The organism is Paraburkholderia sp. BL25I1N1, from assembly GCF_003002025.1.
Classification (GTDB): domain Bacteria; phylum Pseudomonadota; class Gammaproteobacteria; order Burkholderiales; family Burkholderiaceae; genus Paraburkholderia.
In genome coordinates, this window is the sequence record NZ_PVZB01000025.1 from 25,993 (window position 1) to 49,559 (window position 23,567).

At 61.2% G+C, this 23,567-nt stretch carries 21 protein-coding genes; 4 read left to right on the plus strand and 17 right to left on the minus strand.

All coding sequences use genetic code 11. The annotated features are described in order from the left end of the window. Positions 1–16: 16 nt before the first annotated feature. The 15 genes from B0G73_RS30465 to B0G73_RS30535 form a co-directional block, all read right to left on the minus strand. Positions 17–808, minus strand: coding sequence for a ParA family protein (locus B0G73_RS30465; protein WP_106284874.1), 792 nt, complete (start codon positions 806–808; stop codon positions 17–19). 93 nt (positions 809–901) lie between these two features. Beyond that, positions 902–1,585: a 16S rRNA (guanine(527)-N(7))-methyltransferase RsmG gene (gene rsmG / locus B0G73_RS30470; protein WP_106284875.1), complete on the minus strand. Its 684-nt coding sequence runs from the start codon at positions 1,583–1,585 to the stop codon at positions 902–904. Next, entirely contained in the window at positions 1,582–3,540 is a 1,959-nt protein-coding gene (mnmG, locus tag B0G73_RS30475; protein ID WP_106284876.1) for a tRNA uridine-5-carboxymethylaminomethyl(34) synthesis enzyme MnmG, read from the minus strand. Before mnmG ends, rsmG begins: the two co-directional genes overlap by 4 nt. A 174-nt stretch (positions 3,541–3,714) precedes the next feature. After that, on the minus strand, positions 3,715–4,467 hold the full coding sequence (locus tag B0G73_RS30480; protein WP_181196675.1) for an ABC transporter ATP-binding protein: 753 nt from the start codon (positions 4,465–4,467) through the stop codon (positions 3,715–3,717). A gap of 11 nt (positions 4,468–4,478) precedes the next feature. Then, the gene (locus B0G73_RS30485; RefSeq protein WP_106284878.1) at positions 4,479–6,263 is read right to left on the minus strand and encodes an ATP-binding cassette domain-containing protein; all 1,785 of its coding nucleotides are present in this window, start codon (positions 6,261–6,263) and stop codon (positions 4,479–4,481) included. 4 nt (positions 6,264–6,267) lie between these two features. Continuing rightward, positions 6,268–7,323 (minus strand): branched-chain amino acid ABC transporter permease, encoded by a 1,056-nt coding sequence (locus tag B0G73_RS30490; protein ID WP_106284879.1) that lies wholly within the window; start codon positions 7,321–7,323, stop codon positions 6,268–6,270. 206 nt (positions 7,324–7,529) lie between these two features. Continuing rightward, positions 7,530–8,690 (minus strand): ABC transporter substrate-binding protein, encoded by a 1,161-nt coding sequence (locus B0G73_RS30495; protein ID WP_106284880.1) that lies wholly within the window; start codon positions 8,688–8,690, stop codon positions 7,530–7,532. A gap of 369 nt (positions 8,691–9,059) precedes the next feature. Beyond that, a complete protein-coding gene (locus tag B0G73_RS30500) occupies positions 9,060–10,226 on the minus strand; it encodes an ABC transporter substrate-binding protein (protein ID WP_106284881.1) in 1,167 nt (388 codons plus the stop codon). A gap of 517 nt (positions 10,227–10,743) precedes the next feature. After that, positions 10,744–11,715 carry a branched-chain amino acid ABC transporter permease gene (locus B0G73_RS30505; RefSeq protein ID WP_181196678.1) on the minus strand — a complete coding sequence of 324 codons (972 nt, stop codon included), beginning with the start codon at positions 11,713–11,715 and terminating at the stop codon, positions 10,744–10,746. After that, positions 11,715–12,599, minus strand: a complete 885-nt coding sequence (locus tag B0G73_RS30510) for a branched-chain amino acid ABC transporter permease (protein ID WP_106284883.1) — start codon at positions 12,597–12,599, stop codon at positions 11,715–11,717. The genes B0G73_RS30505 and B0G73_RS30510 overlap by 1 nt, the downstream gene beginning before the upstream one ends. Positions 12,600–12,786: 187 nt before the next feature. Beyond that, positions 12,787–14,001 carry an ABC transporter substrate-binding protein gene (locus tag B0G73_RS30515; RefSeq protein ID WP_106284884.1) on the minus strand — a complete coding sequence of 405 codons (1,215 nt, stop codon included), beginning with the start codon at positions 13,999–14,001 and terminating at the stop codon, positions 12,787–12,789. 51 nt (positions 14,002–14,052) lie between these two features. Then, a complete protein-coding gene (locus B0G73_RS30520) occupies positions 14,053–14,811 on the minus strand; it encodes an ABC transporter ATP-binding protein (protein WP_106284885.1) in 759 nt (252 codons plus the stop codon). After that, the gene (locus B0G73_RS30525; RefSeq protein WP_007180049.1) at positions 14,808–15,587 is read right to left on the minus strand and encodes an ABC transporter ATP-binding protein; all 780 of its coding nucleotides are present in this window, start codon (positions 15,585–15,587) and stop codon (positions 14,808–14,810) included. Before B0G73_RS30525 ends, B0G73_RS30520 begins: the two co-directional genes overlap by 4 nt. 293 nt (positions 15,588–15,880) lie before the next feature. Then, positions 15,881–17,593: a GMC family oxidoreductase gene (locus B0G73_RS30530; protein ID WP_106284886.1), complete on the minus strand. Its 1,713-nt coding sequence runs from the start codon at positions 17,591–17,593 to the stop codon at positions 15,881–15,883. A 132-nt stretch (positions 17,594–17,725) separates the two neighbouring features. Next, positions 17,726–19,264: a CoA-acylating methylmalonate-semialdehyde dehydrogenase gene (locus B0G73_RS30535; protein ID WP_106284887.1), complete on the minus strand. Its 1,539-nt coding sequence runs from the start codon at positions 19,262–19,264 to the stop codon at positions 17,726–17,728. 145 nt (positions 19,265–19,409) lie between these two features. Between B0G73_RS30535 and B0G73_RS30540 the strand changes: the two genes are divergently transcribed. Next, positions 19,410–20,309, plus strand: a complete 900-nt coding sequence (locus B0G73_RS30540; protein ID WP_106284888.1) for a LysR family transcriptional regulator — start codon at positions 19,410–19,412, stop codon at positions 20,307–20,309. Positions 20,310–20,658: 349 nt separating this feature from the next. After that, complete coding sequence (locus B0G73_RS30545; protein ID WP_106284889.1) at positions 20,659–21,195, plus strand: class IV adenylate cyclase; 537 nt, start codon at positions 20,659–20,661, stop codon at positions 21,193–21,195. Between the two features lie 50 nt (positions 21,196–21,245). Here B0G73_RS30545 and B0G73_RS30550 read toward each other — a convergent pair whose 3' ends face one another. Beyond that, positions 21,246–21,737: an Lrp/AsnC family transcriptional regulator gene (locus tag B0G73_RS30550; protein WP_106284948.1), complete on the minus strand. Its 492-nt coding sequence runs from the start codon at positions 21,735–21,737 to the stop codon at positions 21,246–21,248. A gap of 145 nt (positions 21,738–21,882) precedes the next feature. Here B0G73_RS30550 and phhA point away from each other — a divergent pair, with 145 nt between their 5' ends. Both phhA and B0G73_RS30560 read left to right on the plus strand, forming a co-directional pair. Next, positions 21,883–22,773 carry a phenylalanine 4-monooxygenase gene (gene phhA, locus B0G73_RS30555; protein ID WP_106284890.1) on the plus strand — a complete coding sequence of 297 codons (891 nt, stop codon included), beginning with the start codon at positions 21,883–21,885 and terminating at the stop codon, positions 22,771–22,773. Positions 22,774–22,866: 93 nt separating this feature from the next. After that, positions 22,867–23,157: a 4a-hydroxytetrahydrobiopterin dehydratase gene (locus tag B0G73_RS30560; RefSeq protein ID WP_106284891.1), complete on the plus strand. Its 291-nt coding sequence runs from the start codon at positions 22,867–22,869 to the stop codon at positions 23,155–23,157. Positions 23,158–23,262: 105 nt separating this feature from the next. Here the strand turns inward: B0G73_RS30560 and B0G73_RS30565 are convergent, their stop codons facing one another. After that, positions 23,263–23,487 carry a DUF3717 domain-containing protein gene (locus B0G73_RS30565; protein ID WP_106284892.1) on the minus strand — a complete coding sequence of 75 codons (225 nt, stop codon included), beginning with the start codon at positions 23,485–23,487 and terminating at the stop codon, positions 23,263–23,265. Between the last annotated feature and the right edge of the window lie 80 nt (positions 23,488–23,567).

The following is a 23,567-nucleotide window of genomic DNA, read 5'->3' on the forward strand; positions in this document are numbered from 1 at the left end:
TGCTTCCTCGATCCGCTTAGGATGCCTGGGGCGCGTCATTCAATGCGCGCACCCGCTCAATCATTTCCGCGCCGAACTGCACATACGCCTGCGCACCGCGCGATGCCCTGTCGAACACCACGCCCGGCAAACCGTAGCTCGGTGCCTCGGCGAGACGCACGTTGCGCGGGATCACCACGTCGAACACCTTGTCGCCGAAATGCTCTTTCAGCTGATCCGAGACTTGCTGCTGCAGCGTGATGCGCGGGTCGAACATCACGCGCAACAGACCGATCACCTTCAGGTCGCGGTTGAGGTTCGCGTGCACCTGTTTGATGGTGTTGACCAGATCGGACAGACCTTCGAGTGCGAAGTACTCGCACTGCATCGGGATCACGACGCCGTGCGCGGCGCACAGGCCATTGAGGGTCAGCAGCGACAAAGCCGGCGGGCAGTCGATCAGCACGAAATCATATTCGTTTTCGACTGCCGCGAGTGCAATCTTCAATTGACCCTCACGGTTCTGCACACTGACCAATTCGACTTCAGCGCCGGCGAGTTCGCGGTTCGCGGGCAGCACGTCATAACCGACAGCCTCCGGCCGCACTCGCGCATCGGCCACCGCAACACCGTCCACCAGCACTTCGTAGACGGTGTTTGCGCACGCAGCCTTATCGATGCCGCTGCCCATCGTGGCGTTGCCCTGCGGGTCCAGGTCGATGAGTAGGACTCGCTGTCCCTGCGCTGCCAAGCTCGCGGCCAGATTGACTGTGGTCGTCGTTTTGCCGACGCCGCCCTTCTGGTTCGCAACGCAGAAGATTTTTGCCATCGTTGGAGTGTCCCTTTTGCAGCTTGGATGAAGTAAAAATCGTGGGTGATGCCGGTGCGGCTAAGAGGCCGGTACGTGCCAGCCGCTAGTCTGCTAGCTGGCGACGTCCACCAAAACTTTGATCAGATGCCGCTCGGCATCGAGCGACGGCACGTTCAGCCGGATAACCCGTTCCACGTGGGCGCCCGCCGGCAAGCGTTCGATCTCGCCGTCCGGGCGCACCCCTTTCATGGCCCAGATCGCGCCCTGCTCCGCAACCAGATGACGGGCCAGTGTAACGAAATCCGCGAGCTCTGCGAATGCGCGCGAGACAATTACGTCGAACTTTGCCGGTACTTCGGCGCCTGGCTGCAAAGTCTCGACCCGGCCGGTCACCACGGAGAGATTCGCAAGGCCGAGTTCAGCCTTGGCCTGTGCCTGGAACGCCGTCTTTTTGTGAACGATGTCGTTCACGGTCACGGTCCATTCTGGCAGGACAATCGCCAGCACGATGCCCGGCAGACCGCCACCCGAGCCAACATCGAGTACTGAGGACGGGCCCAGCGGCGCGAGGTGCGGCACAATCGAAAGTGAATCCAGAATGTGCTGAACCAGCATCTGGCGCGGATCGCGGATCGCCGTGAGGTTATAGACGGCGTTCCATTTCGACAACAACGCGACATAGTCGAGCAGTTTGCCGAGTTGCGCGTCACTCAACTTGAGCCCGAGTTCGCGAACACCGGCCTCAAGCAACGGCGCCAACGCTTCCCGGCCACTCCCCTTCTGGCTCACCGTCATTGCGTCACCGGCGTGCTGTCTGTGCCAGGCTCGGCGGGTTTCGTCGGACGACGGCCCAGCCCGCGCTTCAGATGGACCATCAGCAAGGAAATCGCCGCCGGCGTGATACCCGAAATACGCGATGCCTGGCCAATGGTCTCAGGGCGGAATTGCGTCAGCTTCTGGCGTGCTTCGAATGACAACCCGCGAACTTCCGCATAGTCCAGCCCGTCAGGCAAGCGCGTGCTCTCGTGCGCCTCGTTTCGCTCGATTTCGCCGGCCTGGCGCTCGATATAGCCCTGATATTTGATGCCGATTTCAATCTGTTCCTTGATCTGGGCAAGCAGAACATCGTCTTCGGCCAAGGTCTCCGGCGCGGCGCAGGCGCCGGCGCGCAAGCCGCAAACGCCGTCGTAGGACACACCCGGTCGACGCAGCAGGTCCGCCAGGCTGTACTCATGGTCGATCGGCTTGCCCAGCAACGCAGTCGCCTCGTCCGCCGGTAAGGTCTTAGGATTAACCCACGTCGTGCGAAGACGCTCTGTTTCACGTGAAACAGCATCGCGCTTGCGGCTGAAAGCGTCCCAGCGGGTGTCGTCAACGACACCGAGTTCACGACCAATCTCCGTAAGGCGCATATCCGCATTGTCTTCGCGCAAGCTCAAGCGATATTCCGCGCGGCTTGTAAACATGCGGTACGGCTCGGACACGCCGCGCGTCACCAGATCGTCGACGAGCACACCAAGATAAGCTTCATCACGGCGCGGGCACCACGCTTCCTTGCCTTGCACAAACAGACCTGCATTGATGCCCGCCAGTAGACCCTGCGCCGCCGCCTCCTCATAGCCAGTCGTACCGTTGATCTGACCGGCGAAGAACAGACCATGGATCACCTTGGTTTCCAGCGATGACTTCAGCCCGCGCGGGTCGAAGTAGTCATACTCAATCGCATAACCCGGCCGCAGGATGTGTGCGTGCTCCAAGCCGCGCATCGAACGCACGAGTTCCAGTTGCACATCGAACGGCAGGCTTGTGGAAATCCCGTTGGGATAGAACTCGTTGGTCGTCAGGCCTTCCGGTTCGAGAAAGATCTGATGCGATTCCTTCGACGCGAATCGGTGAATCTTGTCTTCGATCGACGGGCAGTAGCGCGGCCCCACCCCTTCGATCACGCCGGTGTACATCGGCGAACGGTCGAGACCGCCGCGGATGATGTCGTGCGTGCGCTCGTTGGTGTGCGTCACCCAGCACGGCACTTGCCGCGGATGCTGCTCAACGCGCCCAAGAAACGAGAAGACCGGCACCGGATCCAGATCGCCCGGCTGCTCCTCGAGTTCGGAAAAATCGATCGTGCGGCCGTCGATTCGCGGCGGCGTCCCCGTCTTAAGGCGACCTTGTGGCAGCTTCAGTTCCTTCAGACGCGCGGACAACGACACCGCAGCCGGATCGCCGGCGCGGCCGCCGGTGTAGTTGTTCAAACCCACATGAATCTTGCCGTCAAGGAACGTCCCGGCCGTCAGGACCACCGCGCGCGCCCGAAAACGAATTCCCACCTGCGTCACGGCACCAACGACGCGATCGCCTTCCACCATCAGATCGTCGACTGCTTGCTGGAAAAGCCACAGGTTCGGCTGATTCTCCAGCCGATGCCGGATAGCCTGCTTATACAGCAGACGGTCAGCCTGGGCGCGCGTCGCACGAACGGCCGGACCCTTTGACGAATTAAGGATGCGGAACTGGATGCCGCCCTCGTCCGTCGCGGCCGCCATTGCGCCGCCGAGAGCATCCACCTCCTTCACGAGATGGCCCTTGCCGATTCCGCCGATCGACGGATTGCAGCTCATCTGGCCGAGGGTTTCGATATTGTGGGTCAACAGGAGAGTGGTATTACCCATGCGCGCCGAAGCTAAAGCGGCTTCGGTGCCGGCATGACCACCGCCGACGACGATTAAGTCAAATTCTGTGGGAAAGAGCATCGCGAGATCTCACGCCAGATCATCGCGTGAGCCTTCAAAAGGAAAGTATGAGCGAATTATAACGGGTTCGGTTTAGGCCCGAATTCGTCCGAATGGCCAATCTACAAAAAAGCGGCGTGTTTCACGTGAAACACGCCGCTTCGAACAAGCCGGAAACGCAAGCAAACCTAGTCGCTAAGCCACTTTCTTCGCCAGCCCAAGATAGGTTTCGATCACGCGCGGATTCTGCGCCAAGTCCGCCGCCGGTCCTTCGAGTGCAAGTTCACCGGTTTCCAGTACATAGCCGTAATCGGAGATTTGCAACGCGGCGCGCGCATTCTGTTCGATCAGCAATGTCGCAACGCCGGTCTGCCGCAGCGCGCTGATGATGTGGAAGATTTCTTTCACGATCAACGGTGCGAGACCGAGACTCGGCTCGTCCAGCATCAGCAGGTCCGGTTTGCCCATGAGCGCCCGGCCCACTGCGAGCATCTGCCGTTCGCCACCGGACAACGTTCCGGCAGCCTGCTTGCGCCGTTCTTTCAGCCGCGGGAACAGGGTAAAGACCGGTTCGAGTTGATCCAGGAAGTTGCGCTCCCGTGCCCGTTTGCGCCGATAGGCACCCAGGACGAGGTTGTCTTCCACTGTCATCGACGCAAACAACTCGCGCTTCTCCGGCACGAGACACATACCGCGCGACACGCGCTTCTCGACCGGCACGGCGCTAACGTCTTCGCCCTGGTACAGGACGGTGCCCTTCGCATGGCCCGTGGTCGGCAACGCGCCCATGATCGCGTTCAACAGCGTGGACTTGCCCGCACCGTTCGGGCCGATGACCGAGACAATCTGGCCGGCCCGCACCTTGATCGCCGCGCCGTGCAGCGCCTCCACCTTGCCATAGCGGACCGACAAACCGTCCACGTCGAGAATCGGGCCGGCAGCATTCATCGTGTTCTCCATCACTCCACCCCGCCGAGATAAGCTTCCAGCACTGCCGGGTCTTGTTGTACCTCTTGCGGCAGACCTTCGGCGATACGAGTCCCGAACTCCATGACCACCAGCCGATCGGTGAGATTCATCACGAAGTCCATATCGTGCTCCACCAGCAGCACGCTCATGCCTTCAGCCTTCAGGCGACGCAGCAGGTCGGCCAGTTGCAGCTTTTCCTGATAGCGCAGACCTGCGGCCGGCTCATCCAGCAGCAGCAGCGTCGGATCGCAACACAGCGCGCGAGCGATTTCGAGAATCCGTTGCTGTCCCAGCGCGAGGCTCCCGGCTTCGTCGTACATGTGCTGCTCGAGGCCGACGCGGCGAATCTGACGAGCCGCCTCGGCCATCAAGCGCGCTTCTTCCGCGCTGTTCAGGCGCACGACGCTGCGCCAGACACCGGCTTGCCCGCGCAGATGCGCACCAATCGCGACGTTCTCAAGCACCGTCATCCCCGGCAGCAGCTTGACGTGCTGGAACGTGCGGCCGATTCCGCGTTTGACGATTTCACGTGAACTCAGCGAATCGATGCGCTCGCCGCAGAACGTGATCTCACCGCTCGTCGCCTGCAACACGCCGGTCACCAGATTGAAGGTCGTCGACTTGCCGGCGCCATTCGGACCGATCAGGCCGATGATCTGCCCCGCCTTCACCTCGAAGCTGACATCGTTCACCGCGACCAGACCGCCGAATTGCTTGCGCGCTTTATTCACCGTCAACAAGTCTTCACCGGCCGCCGGCTTGCTGCGCTGCGCCAACGGCTCGGCGTGATCAGCGACGTGAGCGCGCGGGCCCTTCGGGAAAAATCGCGCGACGAACGGCCAAACGCCCTGCCGCGCGTATTGCAGCAGCAGCACCATCAAAATGCCGAACACGATCACTTCAAAGTTGCCGTTCTCGCCGAGCAGCTTCGGCAGCAAGGTTTGCAAATAATCTTGCAGCACCGTCAGGATCGCCGCGCCGAGCACCGCGCCCCAGACGTGCGAGACGCCGCCCACGACGGCCATGAACAGAAATTCGATGCCGTGATTCAGACCGAAAGGCGTCGGGTTCACCGCGCGCTGCAGGTGGGCGTAGAGGAAACCCGAGACGGAGGCCAGCACCGCCGCGTACACGAAGATCACCACGCGCATCCATCCGGTGTTGACGCCCATTGCCTCGGCCATCATGCCGCCGCCACGTAACGCGCGGATCGCCCGCCCCGGACGACTATTAAGCAGATTCTGAACAGAAATGACCGCACCGAGCACCACCAGCCAGATCAGGTAATAGATATGGCGGCCGGATTCGAGGTTGATGCCAAATACATTCAGCACCGGAATCCCGTTGATACCGTCGTATTTGCCCAGCATTTCAAGATTGCCGAACAGGTAGAACAGCGCGAGTCCCCAGGCAATCGTGCCCAGAGGCAGAAAGTGTCCCGACAACCGCATCGTCACCAAACCGAGCATCAACGCGATCAACGCCGTCACGATCACGCCGGCGATCAATGCGAGCCACGGCGAAACGCCATACCGCGTCGTCAGATAGGCGGTCGCATAAGCGCCGATCCCGACAAACGCGGCTTGCCCGAAGCTCGTCATCCCGCCGATTCCGGTCAGCAGCACAAGACCGATCGCGACGATCGAATACAGACCGATGTAGTTGAGCAGCGTCACCCAGTACTCAGGCACGTGAATCGGTTGCGGCAACACCGGCAGCGCGAACAGCACCACGAGGAACAACCAGAAGAACTTGTTTTGCATGATCCGTTTCATCGCGTCACTCCTCTTCCTCTTCGGCGTGCGGACTGGCGAGACTTCGCCAGAGCAACACGGGGATGATCAGCGTGAACACGATCACTTCCTTGTAAGCGCTCGCCCAGAACGACGAATACGACTCCAGCAGGCCGACCAGGATCGAGCCCGCGGCCGCCAGCGGATAGCTGACGAGCCCGCCGATAATCGCCCCCACGAAGCCCTTCAAACCGATCAGGAAGCCCGAGTCGTAGTAGATGGTGGTCAAGGGTGCGACGAGGATGCCGCACAGCGCGCCGAGGCCCGCCGCCAGCGTGAATGCGAGCCGCCCTGCTTGCGTCGTGCCGATGCCGACGAGCCGCGCGCCGAGCCGGTTCACCGACGTCGCGCGCAACGCCTTGCCCGAGATCGAGCGATCGAAGTAAAGATACAGCGCGCCGATCAACACCACCGCCGTGCCGACCACCCACAGGCTTTGTCCGGAAATCGTCAGTGTGCCGATGTTGAAGGTCGCATCGGAAAACGCTGTAGTGCGTGAACCTTCCGCGCCGAACATGACGAGACCCAGGCCGACCATCGCGAAGTGCACTGCCACCGCCACGATCAACAGCAGCAGCGTGCTTGCCTCCGCGATCGGCTCATACGCGAGACGGTACACATAAGGACCCATCGGAATCACGATCAGCAGCGTCAACGCGATCTGCGCGATCATCGGCAGCGTATGCATGAAAACGCCTTGTGTCAGCGCATAGACCGCGATCGGAAACAGCAGATATTTGCCGACCAGCATGACCAGCGTGCGCGCCGCATGCCGGCGCCGTTCGGGATGCCGCACCAGCCCCGCTATCTCGACGACGAAGCAGGCCGCGCCCATCGCCATCAGCAACCAGCAGGTGGCTGGAAATTTCTGCGTCTGCAGTGCGGCGAGCGTCAACGCGCCGTACGAAACAAACTCCCCCTGCGGGATGAAGATCACCCGCGTCACGGAGAACACCAGCACCAGCGCGAGCGCTAGCAGCGCGTAGATCGCGCCCGTGGTGATGCCGTCCTGCGCGAGGATCGCCGCAATTGATAGATCCATACTTCCTCGTCCTGAAGCGTCGAAATCGAAACCGGGAAACCGTCGTGGCGGCAGAACTCGTGGCCGTCCATCGACCCGCTATGCCCTGAAAAGGCGACCGCCGCGCCGGTACGCGGCGCGGCGGTCGATGCCATTGTCATCGAACAGAATGGCAATGCGGCGTCACGTGCCGCACGTTGCGCGAGAGGCGCGTACCGCTTTTGTCGTTAGTCGTTCTGCAACTTCCACTTGCCGTCGACGATCTGCACGATCACGCGTGCGCGCTTGTCGAGGCCGTTGTGGTCGGTCGTCGTGGTGTTCATGATGCCGTGCGAGACCGGCAGTTCCTTGATGTTCTCAAGCGCCCCACGCAGTGCCACGCGGAACTGTTCCGTGCCCGGCTGAGCGGTCTTCAGTGCGACCGGAATCGCTGCTTGCAGCATCTGACCGGCGTCCCATGCGTGCCCGCCGAACGTCGCCACCGAACCCGCGCCATACGCTTTCTCATACGCCGACTTATAAGCCAGCGACGACTTCTTCACCGGGTTCGAGTCAGGCAGTTGATCCGCCACGAGGATCGGTCCGGCCGGCAGGAATTCGCCTTCGCAGTCCTTGCCGCACACGCGCAGGAAGTCGTTGTTGGCGACGCCGTGAGTCTGATAGACCTTGCCCTTGTAGCCGCGCTCCTTGAGCGTCTTGGCCGGCAGCGCCGACGGCGTGCCCGCGCCCGCGATCAGCACCGCGTCGGGGTTCGCGCCCATCGTCTTCAGCACCTGGCCCGTCACCGATGCATCGGTGCGGTTAAAGCGCTCGTTCGAGACGATCTTCAGATTGTGTGCGGCGGCCGCCGCGGTGAAGACGTTGTTCCAGCCGTCGCCGTACGCATCCGCGAAGCCGATGAAGCCCACCGTCTTTACGCCGTGATGCTCCATGTAGTCGGCGATGGCGTCGGCCATCAGGCTGTCGTTCTGCGGCGGTTTGAAGGCCCATGCGCGCTTCGCGTCCATCGGCGAAATGATCGCCGCCGATGCCGCCAGCGAGATCACCGGCGTCTTGCCTTCGGCAGCGGCGTCGAGCATGGCGAGCGAATTCGGCGTGACGGTCGAGCCGATGATCGCGTCGACGTGGTCTTCATCGATCAGCTTGCGCGTGTTCTGCACGGCTTTGCCGGTATCGGACCCGTCGTCGAGAATGATGTACTGCACGGTCTTGCCGCCGATCTCTTTCGGCAACAGTGCAATCGTGTTCTTTTCAGGAATCCCGAGCGATGCGGCCGGCCCCGTGGTGGAAAGCGTCACGCCGATTTTCACCTGAGCGAACGCCGCGCCCGCACTGCACATCAACGCCATGGCAATGCCGGTGCGTACCCATTGCTTTGTCTTTTTCATTGCAAGTCTCCAAACGCTTTGAGGCGCGTATCTGAAATCCGACTCGTGGGCCGGGTGTCTGAATCTAGTTATAGGGTTCTGGCGTGCCAAGCATGGTTTTCCCTGCTCAGCGCGAATACCGTCGCCGCTTTGCTGCTACTTCACTGCGCATACCACGACTGCAAACTGCTGCGATATCCTGTGAACAAAACACTAACATGTTAGTAGTATTGCGTTCTGCATGATTGACGGTCAATAGACTGCAACCCAAATGCGGGTTTGTCCTGAAGCGGCGGAGCCACACTTTTTCACGCGATGCGGACAATAAAAAAGACGCGTCAACTGCACGCGTCTTTTGTTTATTGAAGGTCCATATCGCTTTGCCTTCGCTTAGTCGCCGGACAACTTCCACTTGCCGCCGACAATCTCCACCATCACGCGTGCCCGTTGGTCGAGACCAGCATGGTCGTTCGCGCTCATATTGAAGATGCCGTGCGACGCGGGCATGTCTTTGGTGCTTTCGAGTGCGGCCCGCAATGCTTCGCGGAATGCAGGCGTGCCCGGTTGACCCTTCTTCAACGCCAGCGGAATCGCGCGTTGCAGCAGCAGGCCCGCGTCCCACGCGTGGCCGCCGAAGGTCGACACCGAGCCGGCGCCGTAAGCGGTTTCGTACGCGCGCTTATAGGCAAGCGCACTCTTCTTCACCGGATTCGAATCAGGCAATTGCTCGGCAACGAGCAACGGACCCGCCGGCAGATAGGTGCCTTCGCAATCCTTGCCGCAAACGCGCAGGAAGTCGTTATTGGCGACGCCGTGTGTCTGATAGTACTTGCCTTTATAGCCACGCTCCTTGAGCGTTTTCTGCGGCAGCGCGGCCGGTGTGCCGGCACCCGCAATCAGCACCGCGTCTGGATTCTGCGACATGATCTTTAGCACCTGGCCGGTCACCGATGCGTCGTTGCGTGCGAAACGTTCGCTCGCGACGACCTTGATCTTCGCGAGATCGGCAGCCTTGCCGAATTCCTTGAACCAGCTCTCGCCGTAGGCGTCGGAGAAACCAATAAAGGCCACCGTCTTCACACCATGGTTCGACATGTGCTGCGCGATGGCCGTGGCCATGAGAATGTCGTTCTGCGGCGTCTTAAAGACCCACGCGCGCTTCGCGTCCATCGGCTCGACGATGCTCGCCGCGGCCGCCATGGAGATCATGGGCGTGGTGGTTTCGGCGGCGACGTCGATCATGGCAAGCGAGTTCGGCACGACGGTCGAGCCGATCAGCGCATCCACGTGATCTTCGCTCGTGAGCTTGCGTGCGTTCTTGACGGCCTGGGTGGAATCCGTGGCGTCGTCGAGCACGATGTAATCGATCTTCTGACCTGCCACCTCTTTAGGCAGCAGTGCGATCGTGTTCTTTTCCGGAATGCCGAGCGACGCGGCCGGGCCGGTTGCCGACACGGTCACGCCGATTTTCACGTCCGCGAATGCATGGCCGCTCCATGCTGCGCTCACTCCGGTGGCGACCAATGCCGCGCTGATCCAACGCAATGCCGACTTCATCCCGCTCCTCTATCAACCCCGTTATTCATTCGAATTTAAATGCACAGATTTAAATCCCGACCACGCGGTCGGTGAATAGCGAGTTTAGCGGACGAAAGCCACACGCGGCAAGCGTTTTGCAGGGTTGTGACGTGTGAAATAGAGACGTGTTCGGCGAATGAAAAAGGGTCACCGAATTAGCGGGGAATTGGAATGGCGAATAACCGGAAATACAAATAAAAAGCGCTGTTGGATATCAATCCAACAGCGCTTTCGTCTGGGCACTGAGTGCCTCATTGTCTCCTCGTTCTCCACCTGCAAAATTCGTGGTGCATCAGAACTGCATGAAGATTAAACGAGCACTCCGCGTACTACAACTAGCAATTACCCTAGTGGTGCACTGCGGCACCGAATTGGGGCACGTTGCGGGAGCCATACGGTGTATGCATTTCGACTCGATTGCCGCCCTTTTCAACCTGCCGCATCGAGACGGCTGGATTATATCGGATGCCGAAGCAATCGCCCATTTTACTGAGCGTCAGGCTCGCAGCGGCCGCACTCGCGCGATGATTTCGCCGACGATGCCACGCCGGAACGCCAGCACGCAGGCAATGAAAATCACGCCGGTGACAATGGTCACCGATTCGCCCAGCGAGCGGAACCACTCGACGCCCGTGGTCGTCGCCAGTGCCCCGCCGATATCGCCGAGTCGATCCTCGAGCGCGACGATCAGCGCCGCGCCGAGCAGCGGCCCGAACAACGTACCCATGCCGCCAACGAGCGTCATCAGGATCACGAGGCCGGACATGGTCCAATACGCGTCGCTCAAGGTCTCGAAGCCTTGCACCAACACCTTGAGCGAACCCGCGAGACCCGCAATTCCCGCCGACAGAATGAACGCGAGCAGCTTGAAGCGATCCGTATCGTAGCCGAGCGACACCGCGCGCGGCTCGTTCTCCTTGATGGCCACCAGCACCTGCCCGAACGGCGAATGCACGATCCGCACGATCAGCAGGAAGGCCAGCACCATCACGGCGAGCACGACGAAATACAGCGCCATGTCGGACGACAGATCCAGCACGCCGAACAGCTTGCCGCGCGGCACGCCTTGCAGACCATCCTCGCCATGCGTGAACGGCGCCTGCAGGAACACGAAGTAGACCATCTGCGCGAGCGCCAGCGTGACCATCGCGAAGTAGATGCCCTGGCGGCGAATTGCGAAGAGACCCACGATCAGGCCGAGCAAGGTTGCCGCCGCCGTGCCGGTCAGCACACCGAGTTCCGGCGAGAAGCCGAGCGACTGGATCGCATAGCCCGTCACATAGCCAGCCGAAGCGAGAAACATGGCGTGCCCAAACGACAGCAACCCGGTGTAGCCGATCAGCAAATTGAACGCCGCCGCGAACAGCGCGAAGCACAGCACCTTCATTACGAAGAGCGGATAGATGCCGAGCACGGGCACCGCGAGCAGCACGACCAGCAGCAGACCGTAGAGCACTTTTCTCTGCATCATTTTTCCTTGCCGAAGAGACCCGCCGGGCGCACCAGCAATACGAGCGCCATGATCACGAAGACGACGGTCGCCGACGCTTCCGGGTAAAACACGCGCGTCAGCCCTTCGATCACGCCGAGCAGCAAACCGGTCAGAATCGAGCCCATGATCGAACCCATGCCGCCGATCACGACAACCGCGAACACCGTGATGATCATCGGCTGGCCCATCAGCGGCGAGACCTGAATTACCGGTGCCGCGAGCACGCCCGCAAACGCCGCCAACGCGACGCCGAAGCCGTAGGTGAGCGTGATCATCAGCGGTACGTTGATGCCGAACGCTTCGACCAATTTCGGGTTTTCCGTACCGGCGCGCAGATAGGCGCCGAGACGCGTCTTCTCGATCACGAACCATGTCGCGAAGCACACCGCCAACGAAGCCACCACGACCCACGCGCGATAGTTCGGCAGGAACATGAAGCCGAGATTGGTTGCGCCGGAGAGCGCCGACGGCACGTCGTACGGCTGACCGGACGAACCATAGATGGAGCGGAACACGCCTTCCACCACGAGCGTGAGCCCGAATGTCAGCAAGAGCCCGTACAGATGATCGAGCTTGTAGAGCCAGCGCAGCATCGAGCGCTCGATCACGATGCCAAACAACCCGACGATCAGCGGTGCGAGCACCAGCATCAGCCAGTACGGCAGGCCGAAATACGAAAAGCCCATCCACGCGAGCATGGCACCCAGCATGAACAACGCGCCGTGAGCGAAATTGATCACGTTGAGCAAGCCGAAGATCACCGCCAGCCCGAGGCTCAATATTGCGTAGAACGAGCCGTTCACGAGCCCCAGCAACAGCTGGCTCAGCATCGCCGGTAGCGGAACGCCAAAGATTTCCATTGAAGCCTTAACCCATCGCCAAGGTGAGATCGGTCACGCACGATCCGGCCGGCGCGCGATCAGCGGCAACGACGCCAATCGCGCGCGGCATGTGAAACGCTCCGCCGTCAGCCTGTGTACCATCACGGCACCACGCCTCGCCCGTCAGGACGACCAGACAGACGACCATCTGGTTATGAACCAGCGATTACTTCCACAGCGCGCAGCGCGTTTCGGCCTTGGTCGTGAACGCCTGCTCGCCGGGGATCGTCGCCGTGATCTTGTAGTAGTCCCACGGCTCTTTGGATTCGGCCGGCGTCTTGACCTGCATCAGGTACATGTCGTGGATCATGCTGCCGTCCTGACGGATGTAGCCCTTCGCATAGAAATCGTCGATCTTGGTCTTTTTCAGTTGTGCCATCACCTTGTCGGAGTCGGTCGAACCCACCGCCTTCACTGCGTTCAGATAGGTCATGGTCGCCGAGTAGTCGGCAGCCTGCAGGCTCGACGGCATCTTCCTCATCTTGTCGAAGTAGCGCTGCGCCCACTTGCGGGTGGTGGCGTCCTTGTTCCAGTACCAACTGTCCGTCAGTACCAGACCTTGCGTGGTTTCGAGACCCAGGCTGTGCACGTCGTCGATGAACATCAGCAGCGCGGCGAGTTTCATCGTCTTGGTAATGCCGAACTCCTTGGCCGCCTTGATCGAGTTGATCGTGTCGCCGCCCGCGTTGGCGAGGCCGAGGATCTGCGCCTTCGACGCTTGCGCCTGCAACAGGAACGACGAGAAGTCCGACGCCGACAGCGGATGGCGCACCGTGCCCAGCACCTGGCCGCCATTCGCTTTCACCACATCCGACGTGTTCTTCTCCAGCGCCTTGCCGAACGCATAGTCGGCCGTCAGGAAGTACCACGTCTTGCCGCCCTGCTTCGTCACTGCCGAACCCGTGCCCTTGGCCAGCGCCGTGGTGTCGTACGCATAATGGATCGTGTACGGCGTGCATTGCTCATTGGTCAGCGTGTCCGCGCCCGCGCCGATGCTGATGTACACCTTCTTCTTTTCTCCGGCCACGGTGTTCATCGACAGACCGGTTGCCGAATTCGTGCCGCCGATCAGCAGATCGACGCCGTCACGGTCGAACCACTCACGCGCGCGCGACGCCGCGATGTCCGCCTTGTTCTGGTGGTCCGCATACACCACGGTGATCGGCTTGCCGTTGACCTTGCCGCCGAAATCCGCCACCGCCATGCGAATCGCTTCGAGTCCACCCTGCCCGTCGATGTCCGCATACAGACCGGACATGTCGGTGATGAAACCGATCTTCACCGCGTCGTCAGCCGCTTGCGCGCTGCTCATCGTCAAGGCGGCGCCGGCGGCGACCGCGAAACAGAGTGTGGCAAGCCGCGCGAGTGGGTTCTTTTTCATTCCTGTCTCCTGGTTTCTTCGCTTGTGGTTATCAGAGGCAATCGGGCGCTTTTATACGCCCAGTAGATCGTGCAGGACCGGCATCTTGCTTTCGAGCTCACTTGCCCCGAAGTGCTCGACAATCGCGCCGTGCTCCATCACATAGAAGCGGTCCGCCAGCGGCGCGGCAAAACGAAAGTTCTGTTCGACCATCACGACGGTGTAGCCCCGCGCCTTGAGTGTCATGATCATGCGCGCCAGCGCCTGCACGATGACAGGCGCGAGCCCTTCCGAGATTTCGTCGAGCAGCAGCAGGCTCGCGCCGGTGCGCAGAATACGCGCCACCGCCAGCATCTGCTGTTCGCCGCCGGATAGCCGCGTGCCTTGGCTGGCGCGGCGTTCCTGCAGATTCGGGAACATCGAATAGATTTCTTCGAGCGACATCATGTGCGCCTTGTCGCCGATGGGCGGCGGCAACAGCAGGTTTTCCTCGCACGAGAGGCTCGAAAAAATACCCCGTTCTTCCGGACAGTAACCTACGCCGCAATGCGCGATGCGATGCGTGGGCAGACTGATGGTTTCGCGTCCGCCAATGCGGATCGAACCGGTGCGCCGTCCGGTCAAGCCCATGATGGCGCGCAGCGTCGTGGTGCGTCCGGCGCCGTTGCGGCCCAGCAGCGTGACGACTTCGCCGCGGTTCACCGTCAGATCGACGCCATGCAGAATATGGGATTCCCCGTACCACGCCTGCAAACCCTTGATGTCCAGCGCGGGAACGGCGTTATCCGTCCCGCTTATGTCGAGGCTTTCTCGCTCGGCAATCGTATTCATGCGTGAGCTCCGGCAAGCGCCGCGTCGGCGCTGCCCATATAGGCTTGCATGACGAGCGGATTTTTCGACACTTCGGCGTAGCTGCCTTCGGCGAGCACTTCGCCTCGTTGCAGCACCGTAATCGTGTCGGAGATGCCGGCGATCACATTCATGTTGTGCTCGACCATCAGGATGGTGCGGCCGCTCGATACTTTTTTGATCAACGCCGTCACGCGATCGACGTCTTCATGGCCCATGCCTTGCGTCGGTTCGTCGAGCAACATGAGTTCCGGTTCCATGGCGAGCGTGGTAGCAATTTCCAGCGCGCGTTTGCGGCCATAGGAAAGTTCGACCGTCAACACATCGGCGAAATCGGTCAGTCCGACCTGGGTGAGCAGATCCATTGCGCGGTCATCGAGTTGACGCAGCGTGCGCTCGCTCTTCCAGAAATGAAATGCCGTGCCGAGCTGGCGCTGCAAACCGATGCGCACATTCTGCAATGCTGTCAGATGCGGAAACACCGCGGAAATCTGGAACGAACGAATAATGCCGCGCCGCGCAATCTGCGCCGGGCGTTCGCCGGTGATGTCGATGCCATTAAAAACGATCTGGCCCGCAGTAGGTTCCAGAAACTTGGTGAGCAGATTGAAGCAGGTGGTCTTGCCTGCCCCGTTCGGGCCGATCAACGCATGGATCGAGCCACGACGCACGCGCAGGTTCACACCGTTCACGGCGATGAAGCCTTTGAACTCACGAGTGAGGCCGCGCGTTTCGAGAATCGTATCGCCGAGAATCATGTTCCCTTCCATACGGAGTAAGGCGAAGCACTACGATCTTCCGCGCGAACCGCTGCGCGACTTTTTATGACGGCGGCACCCCGTGCCGCTCGTTGGCGTGCTGCACCAATCCGGACGGTAATCCATGGGGCGGCACGCAGCATGGCTGCCATTGTCGCGCCAATGATGCAGCGCATTCATTGGGATTTGCACTTAGTGGACGTGGATGACACCGGCCCCGAACGGGGCGCATACGTGCGAGAGGCCCGCCGCGCAGGTCGGACGGGCATCTCATGCCGCTCGTGGGCTAGCTGTCACACTGCGGACATGGAAGGCGTTGCGCTAGTCTGTGCCGCGAAGCTGCCGCCCACGTGCGCACGGCGATCTTCGCGGATCATGTCGCTGGCGCGCTCGGCGATCATCAGCGTGGGCGAATTGGTGTTGCCGGAAGTGATGGTCGGCATGACCGATGCATCGACCACGCGCAGTCCGTCAACACCGATAACCCGTAGCCTGTTGTCGACCACCGCGCCGGGATCGTCGGTCGTCCCCATGCGGCAAGTGCCGACTGGATGGAAGATGGTCGTGCCGACCGCGCCGGCCGCCTGTTGTAATTCCTCTTCGGTCTGGTACTGAATGCCAGGCAAAATCTCCTGCGGCCGGTAGCGTGCGAGCGCAGGCGCCGCCGCGATGCGGCGCGTAAGACGCAGCGCGTTGGCGGCAACGTGCCGGTCGTAGTCGGTGGAGAGATAGTTCGGCGCGATCAGGGGTGGCGCTGAAGCATCGGCGGATTCGATGTGAATGCTGCCGCGCGAAGTGGGCCGCAACTGGCACACCGACGCCGTGAATGCATTGAACCGATGCAGCGGCTCGCCGAAGCGATCGAGCGAAAGCGGCTGGACGTGATATTCGAGGTCGGGCCGCGTGAGCGTGCGATCGCCTGGATCGGATTTGGCGAACGCGCCGAGTTGCGACGGCGACATCGACATCGGGCCGCTTTGAAAAAACGCGTACTGCATGCCGATCAGCAACTTGCCCCACCAGTGCGCAGATGCCGTGTTGAGCGTACGCACGCCGTCGACTTTATAGGCCATGCGCAATTGCAAATGATCCTGCAGATTCTCGCCCACGCCGCGCAGATCGTTGACGACCTCGATACCCAGATTCTGCAGGCGCGCGCCATTGCCGATACCGGAGAGTTCAAGCAACTGCGGTGAATTCACCGCACCTGAACTGAGGATCACTTCACAGCGAGCCTTGGCCAGATAGTCCGTGTTGTCGCCGCGATATTCGACGCCTGTGCAACGGCGTCCTTCGAATACGACGCGTTGCGTGTGCGCGCCGGTGATCACGGTGAGATTCGGCCGCTTGAGTGCGGGACGCAAAAACGCCTTCGATGCATTCCAGCGAATGCCGCGTTTCTGATTCACGTCGAAGTAGCCGACACCGGTGTTGTCGCCGCGGTTGAAGTCGTCGGTGGCGGGAATGCCGGCCTCTTGCGCGGCACGCGAAAACTCCTCGAGAATTTTCCATTTCAACCGCTGTTTTTCGACCCGCCAAGGTCCGCCTGCGCCATGCGATTCGCTCGCGCCGGCATGGTGATCTTCGCTGCATTTGAAGATCGGCAACACCGAGTTCCACGACCAGGATGCGTCGTTCGTGACGCGCGCCCATTCATCGTAATCTTCGCGCTGGCCACGCATGTAGATCATGCCGTTGATGGAAGAACTCCCGCCCAACACGCGGCCGCGCGGATACGACAGCGCGCGGCCATTGAGGCCCGCTTCCGCCTGCGTTTTATAGAGCCAGTCCGTGCGCGGATTGCCGATGCAATAGAGGTAGCCGACCGGCACGTGAATCCAGTGATAGTCGTCTTTTCCCCCGGCTTCGAGCAGAAGCACTTGCACGTCGGGATCCTGGGTCAAGCGATTGGCCAGCACACAACCCGCTGTCCCCGCACCCACGATGATGTAGTCGAACTCGCCTTCGAGACGCCGGGCCGCGGACGTCGGATCGGTATGGCTCATTGTTCCGTCTCCTAAGCTTTTTTTGCCGACTAGCCGCATGGTTGTCATGCGACTGCGGCCTGGGCTCTATTTTTGTTTTCTGCCCTCGACAGGCCGCCAGAAGCGCAGCCTGCCGAAGGCAATCGCATCACATTACTTGGCCACCGGCATCGTGAACTCAGCACCCTTGGCAATACTGTCGGGCCAGCGCTGCATGATGCTCTTGTAGCGCGTATAAAACCGCACACCTTCTTCACCATACGCATGATGATCGCCGAACAGCGACTTCTTCCAGCCACCAAACGAATGCCACGCCATCGGCACGGGAATCGGCACATTGATGCCCACCATGCCGATCTGGATCTGCCGCGAAAACGCGCGAGCGACGCCGCCATCGGACGTAAACAACGACACGCCGTTAGCAAACTCGTTGGCGTTGATCAGTTCCACCGCGGAAGCAAAATCCGGCACGCGCACTACACAGAGCACGGGTCCGAATATCTCTTCGCGATAGATCTTCATTTCGGTCGAAACATTGTCGAACAGAGTGCCGCCCAGAAAGAAACCCTTCTCATGACCGCTGACCTGATGGCCGCGTCCGTCGACCACCAGCTTCGCGCCCGCTTCGATGCCCGAGTCGATATAGCCGACCACTTTCTCGCGATGCACCGACGTCACCAACGGTCCCATCTCGGCATCCGATTCCATGCCGTTGAGAATCTTCAAACTCTTCACGCGCGGTGTGAGCCGCTCGACCAGTTCATCGGCGATATGTCCCACCGCTACGGCCACCGAAATTGCCATGCAACGCTCGCCCGCGGAACCGTATGCCGCCCCGATCAAGGCATCGACGGCCTGGTCGAGATCCGCGTCCGGCATCACCACCAGATGATTCTTCGCTCCGCCCAAAGCCTGCACACGCTTGCCGTGCCTCGTGCCTTCCGTGTAGATGTATTCGGCAATCGGCGTCGAACCGACAAACGACAATGCGTTGACTTCCGGATGCACCAGCAACGCATCGACAGCGACCTTGTCGCCGTGCACGACGTTGAACACGCCGTCTGGCAAGCCGGCTTCCTTCAGCAATTCCGCGAGACGGCTCGAACAGGACGGATCGCGCTCCGATGGCTTCAATACAAACGTGTTGCCGCACGCAATCGCGACGGGAAACATCCAGCACGGCACCATCATCGGGAAATTGAACGGGGTGATGCCGGCGACCACGCCGAGCGGCTGACGCAGATTCCAGTTGTCGATGCCACCGCCGATCTGATCGGTGAAGTCGGTCTTCAACAGGCTCGGAATGCCGCACGCGAACTCGACGATCTCGATGCCGCGCATCACCTCCCCCTTCGCGTCCGAAAACACCTTGCCGTGCTCGCGCGTGATCAGTTCCGCGAGTTCGTCGTGGTGGCGGTCGAGCAGTTCCTTGAACTTGAACAGGACACGCGCGCGCTTGATCGGCGCGGTTTCACTCCACGCGGGAAACGCCGCCTTGGCGGCGGCGACGGCGGCATCCACTTCGGCGACGCTCGCCAGCGGGACGCGCGCGCTCACACTGCCTTGCGCGGGATTGAAGACGTCGCCGAAACGGCCGCTCGTGCCCTCGAACGTCTTGCCGTTGATGAAGTGGGTCAGCGCACGGGCGCTCGTCGCGCTACGCTGGGTTTCGTCCTGATATGTCTCGCTCATGATGTCCTCTTTCGTGTGAAGTCTTCCGCCCCGGCGTGCCCGGGGCGTGATAAAGCCGTGCTGAAAGTGAAGCGTACGGCGCTTCGGGACGGGAAATCCAATGAGTAATGCTCAACTGCGCTATAAGGCGCGTTAATATCAGGATATGGATCTGACTCTGCTCCGGGCGTTCGTCACCGTGGCGCGCGAGGGCAACCTCACGCGTGCCGCCGTGCAACTGCACCTGACCCAACCTGCCGTCAGCCTGCAAATCAAGCATTTGCAGGAGACGCTCGGCGTCACGCTGTTCACGCGGACCTCGCACGGGCTCTCGCTCACGCGTGACGGACAGGCGCTGCTGCCGCACGCCGAACGCGCGCTCGGCGCGGCGAACGACGTGCAGCGGGCGGCGCAATCGCTGCGTCACGAAGTGCGCGGACGATTGCGGATCGGCACGATCCTCGACCCGGCGTTTCTGCGCCTGGGCGGCTTTCTCAAGCAGCTCGTGGAAAGCTGGCCGCACATCGAGACGGCCTTGCGTCATGGCATGTCGGGCTGGGTGCTGGAGCAGGTTCGCGCGGGCGAGCTGGATGTCGGCTACTACATAGGCTTGCCGTCCGAAGACGAACCGCGCGACGGCCCCGCTTTCCATGCGGTCACGCTGACTCACTTCCAATACCGCGTGCTCGCGCCGGCCGGCTGGAAAGACCGCGTCAAGGGTGCGCGCGACTGGCGTGCGCTGGCGGCGCTGCCGTGGATCTGGACGCCGCCCGCGTCGGCGCATAACCGGCTGCTGACGCGCTGCTTTGACGAAGCCGGTGTGAAGCCGGTCAAGGTGGCGGAAGTGGACCAGGAGCCGTCGATGCTCGATCTGGTTAAATCAGGCGTCGGTCTCACGCTCGCACGTGACGCCACCGCGATCGCCGAAGCGCATGCGCACGCGTTGACCATCGTCGAAGGTGTTACCGTGCCGACCCAGCTCAGCTTTATTACGCTCGCTCAGCGCAAGGAGGAACCGGCAATCGCCGCGGCGTTGAAACTGATAGAGCAGCAATGGGCAACTTGAGGATCGCGCGAATGGCGCTTGCGTGGTGGGCACGAGAGCGCCAGCGAGTGTGCGATATGAGCCGCTCTCATGACAGCTGCAAGCCGTATGGTCCTATCGCTATAGATAACCGGCGCTATCTCCTAACGCATCAGCCGCCTGCGTGCGGGTCCAGCAACCCGCTCGCCCGCCGCGACCACTTGACCCTCGCCTGAAACCACACCGTCACGCAGTTTTTGTTAGATTGAGGGTTCGCGCACACGCGCCTGCTCGCCATCCTTTTCCGTTCCACCTGATTTGTCCTTCCCGGCAGCTCGCCTCGGCAACACCGGAAGCCGCCGATCAATCCATCCTTCAACAGGAACCTGACATGGCACGCAACATTGAAATCAAAGCCCGCGCCCAGCATTTCGAGCAACTCCGCGAACGCGCGGCGCAGCTCGCGCCGGACGCACCGCTGATCTTCCGCCAGCAGGACTTTTTCTACGACGTGCCGCGCGGCCGCCTGAAGCTGCGCCAATTCGACGACGGCACGCCGGCCGAGCTGATCTTCTACCAGCGCGACGACCGCGACGGTCCGAAGGCGTCGTACTACACGCGCAGCCCGGTGACCAATCCGGAGGCCATGCACGCGCTGCTCGCCACCGCGCTGACCACGCGCGGCATCGTCACCAAGGAACGGCACGTGTATCTGACCGGGCGCACGCGGATCCATCTGGACCGCGTCGACGGTCTGGGCGACTTCGTCGAACTGGAAGTGGTGCTCGCCCAGGACGACGATGAAGAAGGCGGCCACGCCGAAGCGCATGCGATGTTCGCCACGCTCGGCGTGCCGGAATCGGATCTGGTGGCGGTGGCCTACGTCGATTTGCTGAGCCCGGACAGCGCGCCGAAGCAAGCGGCATAAGCCTGTGGCAACCCAGGGCTGCAGGCGGAGTCAGCGCGGCCGGCGCCGCATCAAGGTGCGGCCGTCCCCGGCGACAGATGGCCCAGCGGCAACGGACCATTGCGTTTGAACGTGGTGAGCACGATATTCGAGCGCACGCTGTCGACGCCTGGCACACGCATCAGCTTCTTCATCACGAACGTCGACAGATAATTCAGATCGGGCGCGACAATACGCAGGAGATAGTCGGCGTCGCCCACCACGGCATGACATTCCAGCACTTCAGGCAGCACATCAATCTGCTGCTGAAACTGCTCGATGATCGAATCGCCGTGGTGCTTCAACTTCAGACTGGTAAACGCGGTGACACCGAGCCCGAGCCTTTCGGGCCGCAGCACGACGCGATAGCCATCCACCACGCCCACCTGCTCCAGCCGCTGCAGACGCCGTCCAATCTGCGACGGCGACAGCGGCACCTGCTCCGCCAGTTGCTGATGCGTTGCACGGCCGAAGCGCTGAAGCACGTCCAGCAGTGCAAGATCGAAGTGATCTAGTTCTAACATGTTGGATATCCGCATTGAATGGCTCATTTATGCATGATTATTGCATGATCAACTCATAAACCGCCATCATTGCGCCCATTCCGCATTGCCGCCGCTCTACACTTGCATCACCCATATATAAGCCGTCACCGTAGAGCGCAGCATCATGTCCACCGCCAATACCGCCAAACTGAAAGAGCAATTCGACGCCGGCCTCGAAACCCGCGCCGATTTCACCATCGACCAACCGATCGGGCGCTACGGCGCGGTCGACCATGCGGTATGGCAACAGCTTTACGCGCGCCAGACGGCGCTGCTCAAAGGGCGCGTCTGCGATGAGTTCCTGGCCGGCGTCGACACCATCGGTATGCCTGCCGACCGCATGCCCTCATTCGACGAAATCAACGCGAAGCTCACGCCCGCCACCGGCTGGCAGATCGTCGCCGTGCCCGGCCTCGTACCGGACCAGGTGTTCTTCGAGCATCTGGCGAATCGCCGCTTTCCCGTGACCTGGTGGATGCGCCGGCCGGACCAGCTCGATTATCTGCAGGAGCCGGACTGTTTTCACGATCTGTTCGGCCACGTGCCGCTGCTGATCAACCCCGTTTTCGCGGACTACATGCACGCGTACGGCCGCGCCGCGGTCGCCGCGCATGACGCCGGCGCCCTGCCGCTGCTCGCGCGTCTCTATTGGTACACAGTGGAGTTCGGGCTGATCCGGGACGCGGCCAGTCCGAACGGCGTGAAGATCTACGGCGCGGGGATCGTGTCGAGCAAGGGCGAAACGCTCTACAGCCAGCAAAGCGCCGCGCCGAACCGCCTCGGCTTCGATCTCGAACGGGTGATGCGCACGCGCTACCGCATCGACACGTTCCAGAAAACCTACTTTGTGATCGACGACTTCGCGCAGTTGCTCAACATCGCGCAAACCGATTTCGCGCCGCTGCTGGCAAGGCTTGCCGCCGAACCGCCCTTCGCGGCCGGCGACGTCCTCGAGCACGACCGCGTCATTACGCGCGGCTCTCAGGAAGGCTGGCCGGCCGACGGCGATATTTGAGAAGCAGGCCGGCCGCGGGCAGACGTCATCCGTGAAAAAATAGGGATGCGCACGCTCACCGGCGTGCCCGTTCAGATCCAATGAGGTAGCACCATGATTCAGAAACTGACTCCCGAAGAACGCGCCACGCAGCTCGCCGGCTTGCAGGGCTGGCAAGCGGTGGCGGACCGCGACGCGATCCAGCGCCAGTTCAAATTCGCCGACTTCAACGAAGCATTCGGCTTCATGACGCGCGTGGCGATCAAGGCGCAGGAAATGGATCACCACCCGGAATGGTTCAACGTCTACAACAAGGTGGAGATCACGCTGTCCACGCATGAGGCCGGTGGCTTGACCGAGCGCGACATCAAACTGGCGACGTTTATCGACAGTATTACGGCGTAATACAAAAAAGCTGGCGCGTCTCAGGCGTGTTTATGCGCCGACCATTGAGCAATTCGGCAGCAATGAAAGGGCATTGCAGGTAATCCCTTGCCCAAACCTTCAGTTCTACAGGCTATTCTTAAGGTGCACGTAAGAATCCCACGCTTGCCTGGCAATCCCGTCTAAACGATCCAGTGATAGCGTGTGCTGACGCTGTACAATCAGCAGCGCATACGGCTTGGAGAGCGCGCTTGCCTCCTTGCACAGAACGAGTTCGTCGCCGCTCGAAGGTGAGCGGGCGCGCCAGAAGTTGATTGCGGCTTCCAGTTCGTGAATGCTTATCTCGGACATGACTTCGTGATCGCTTTCAGGAAAACGCCGGGTTGTCCGAAGTTATCCTGGCCCTTCGGGAGACTGGTGCGATGTGACAG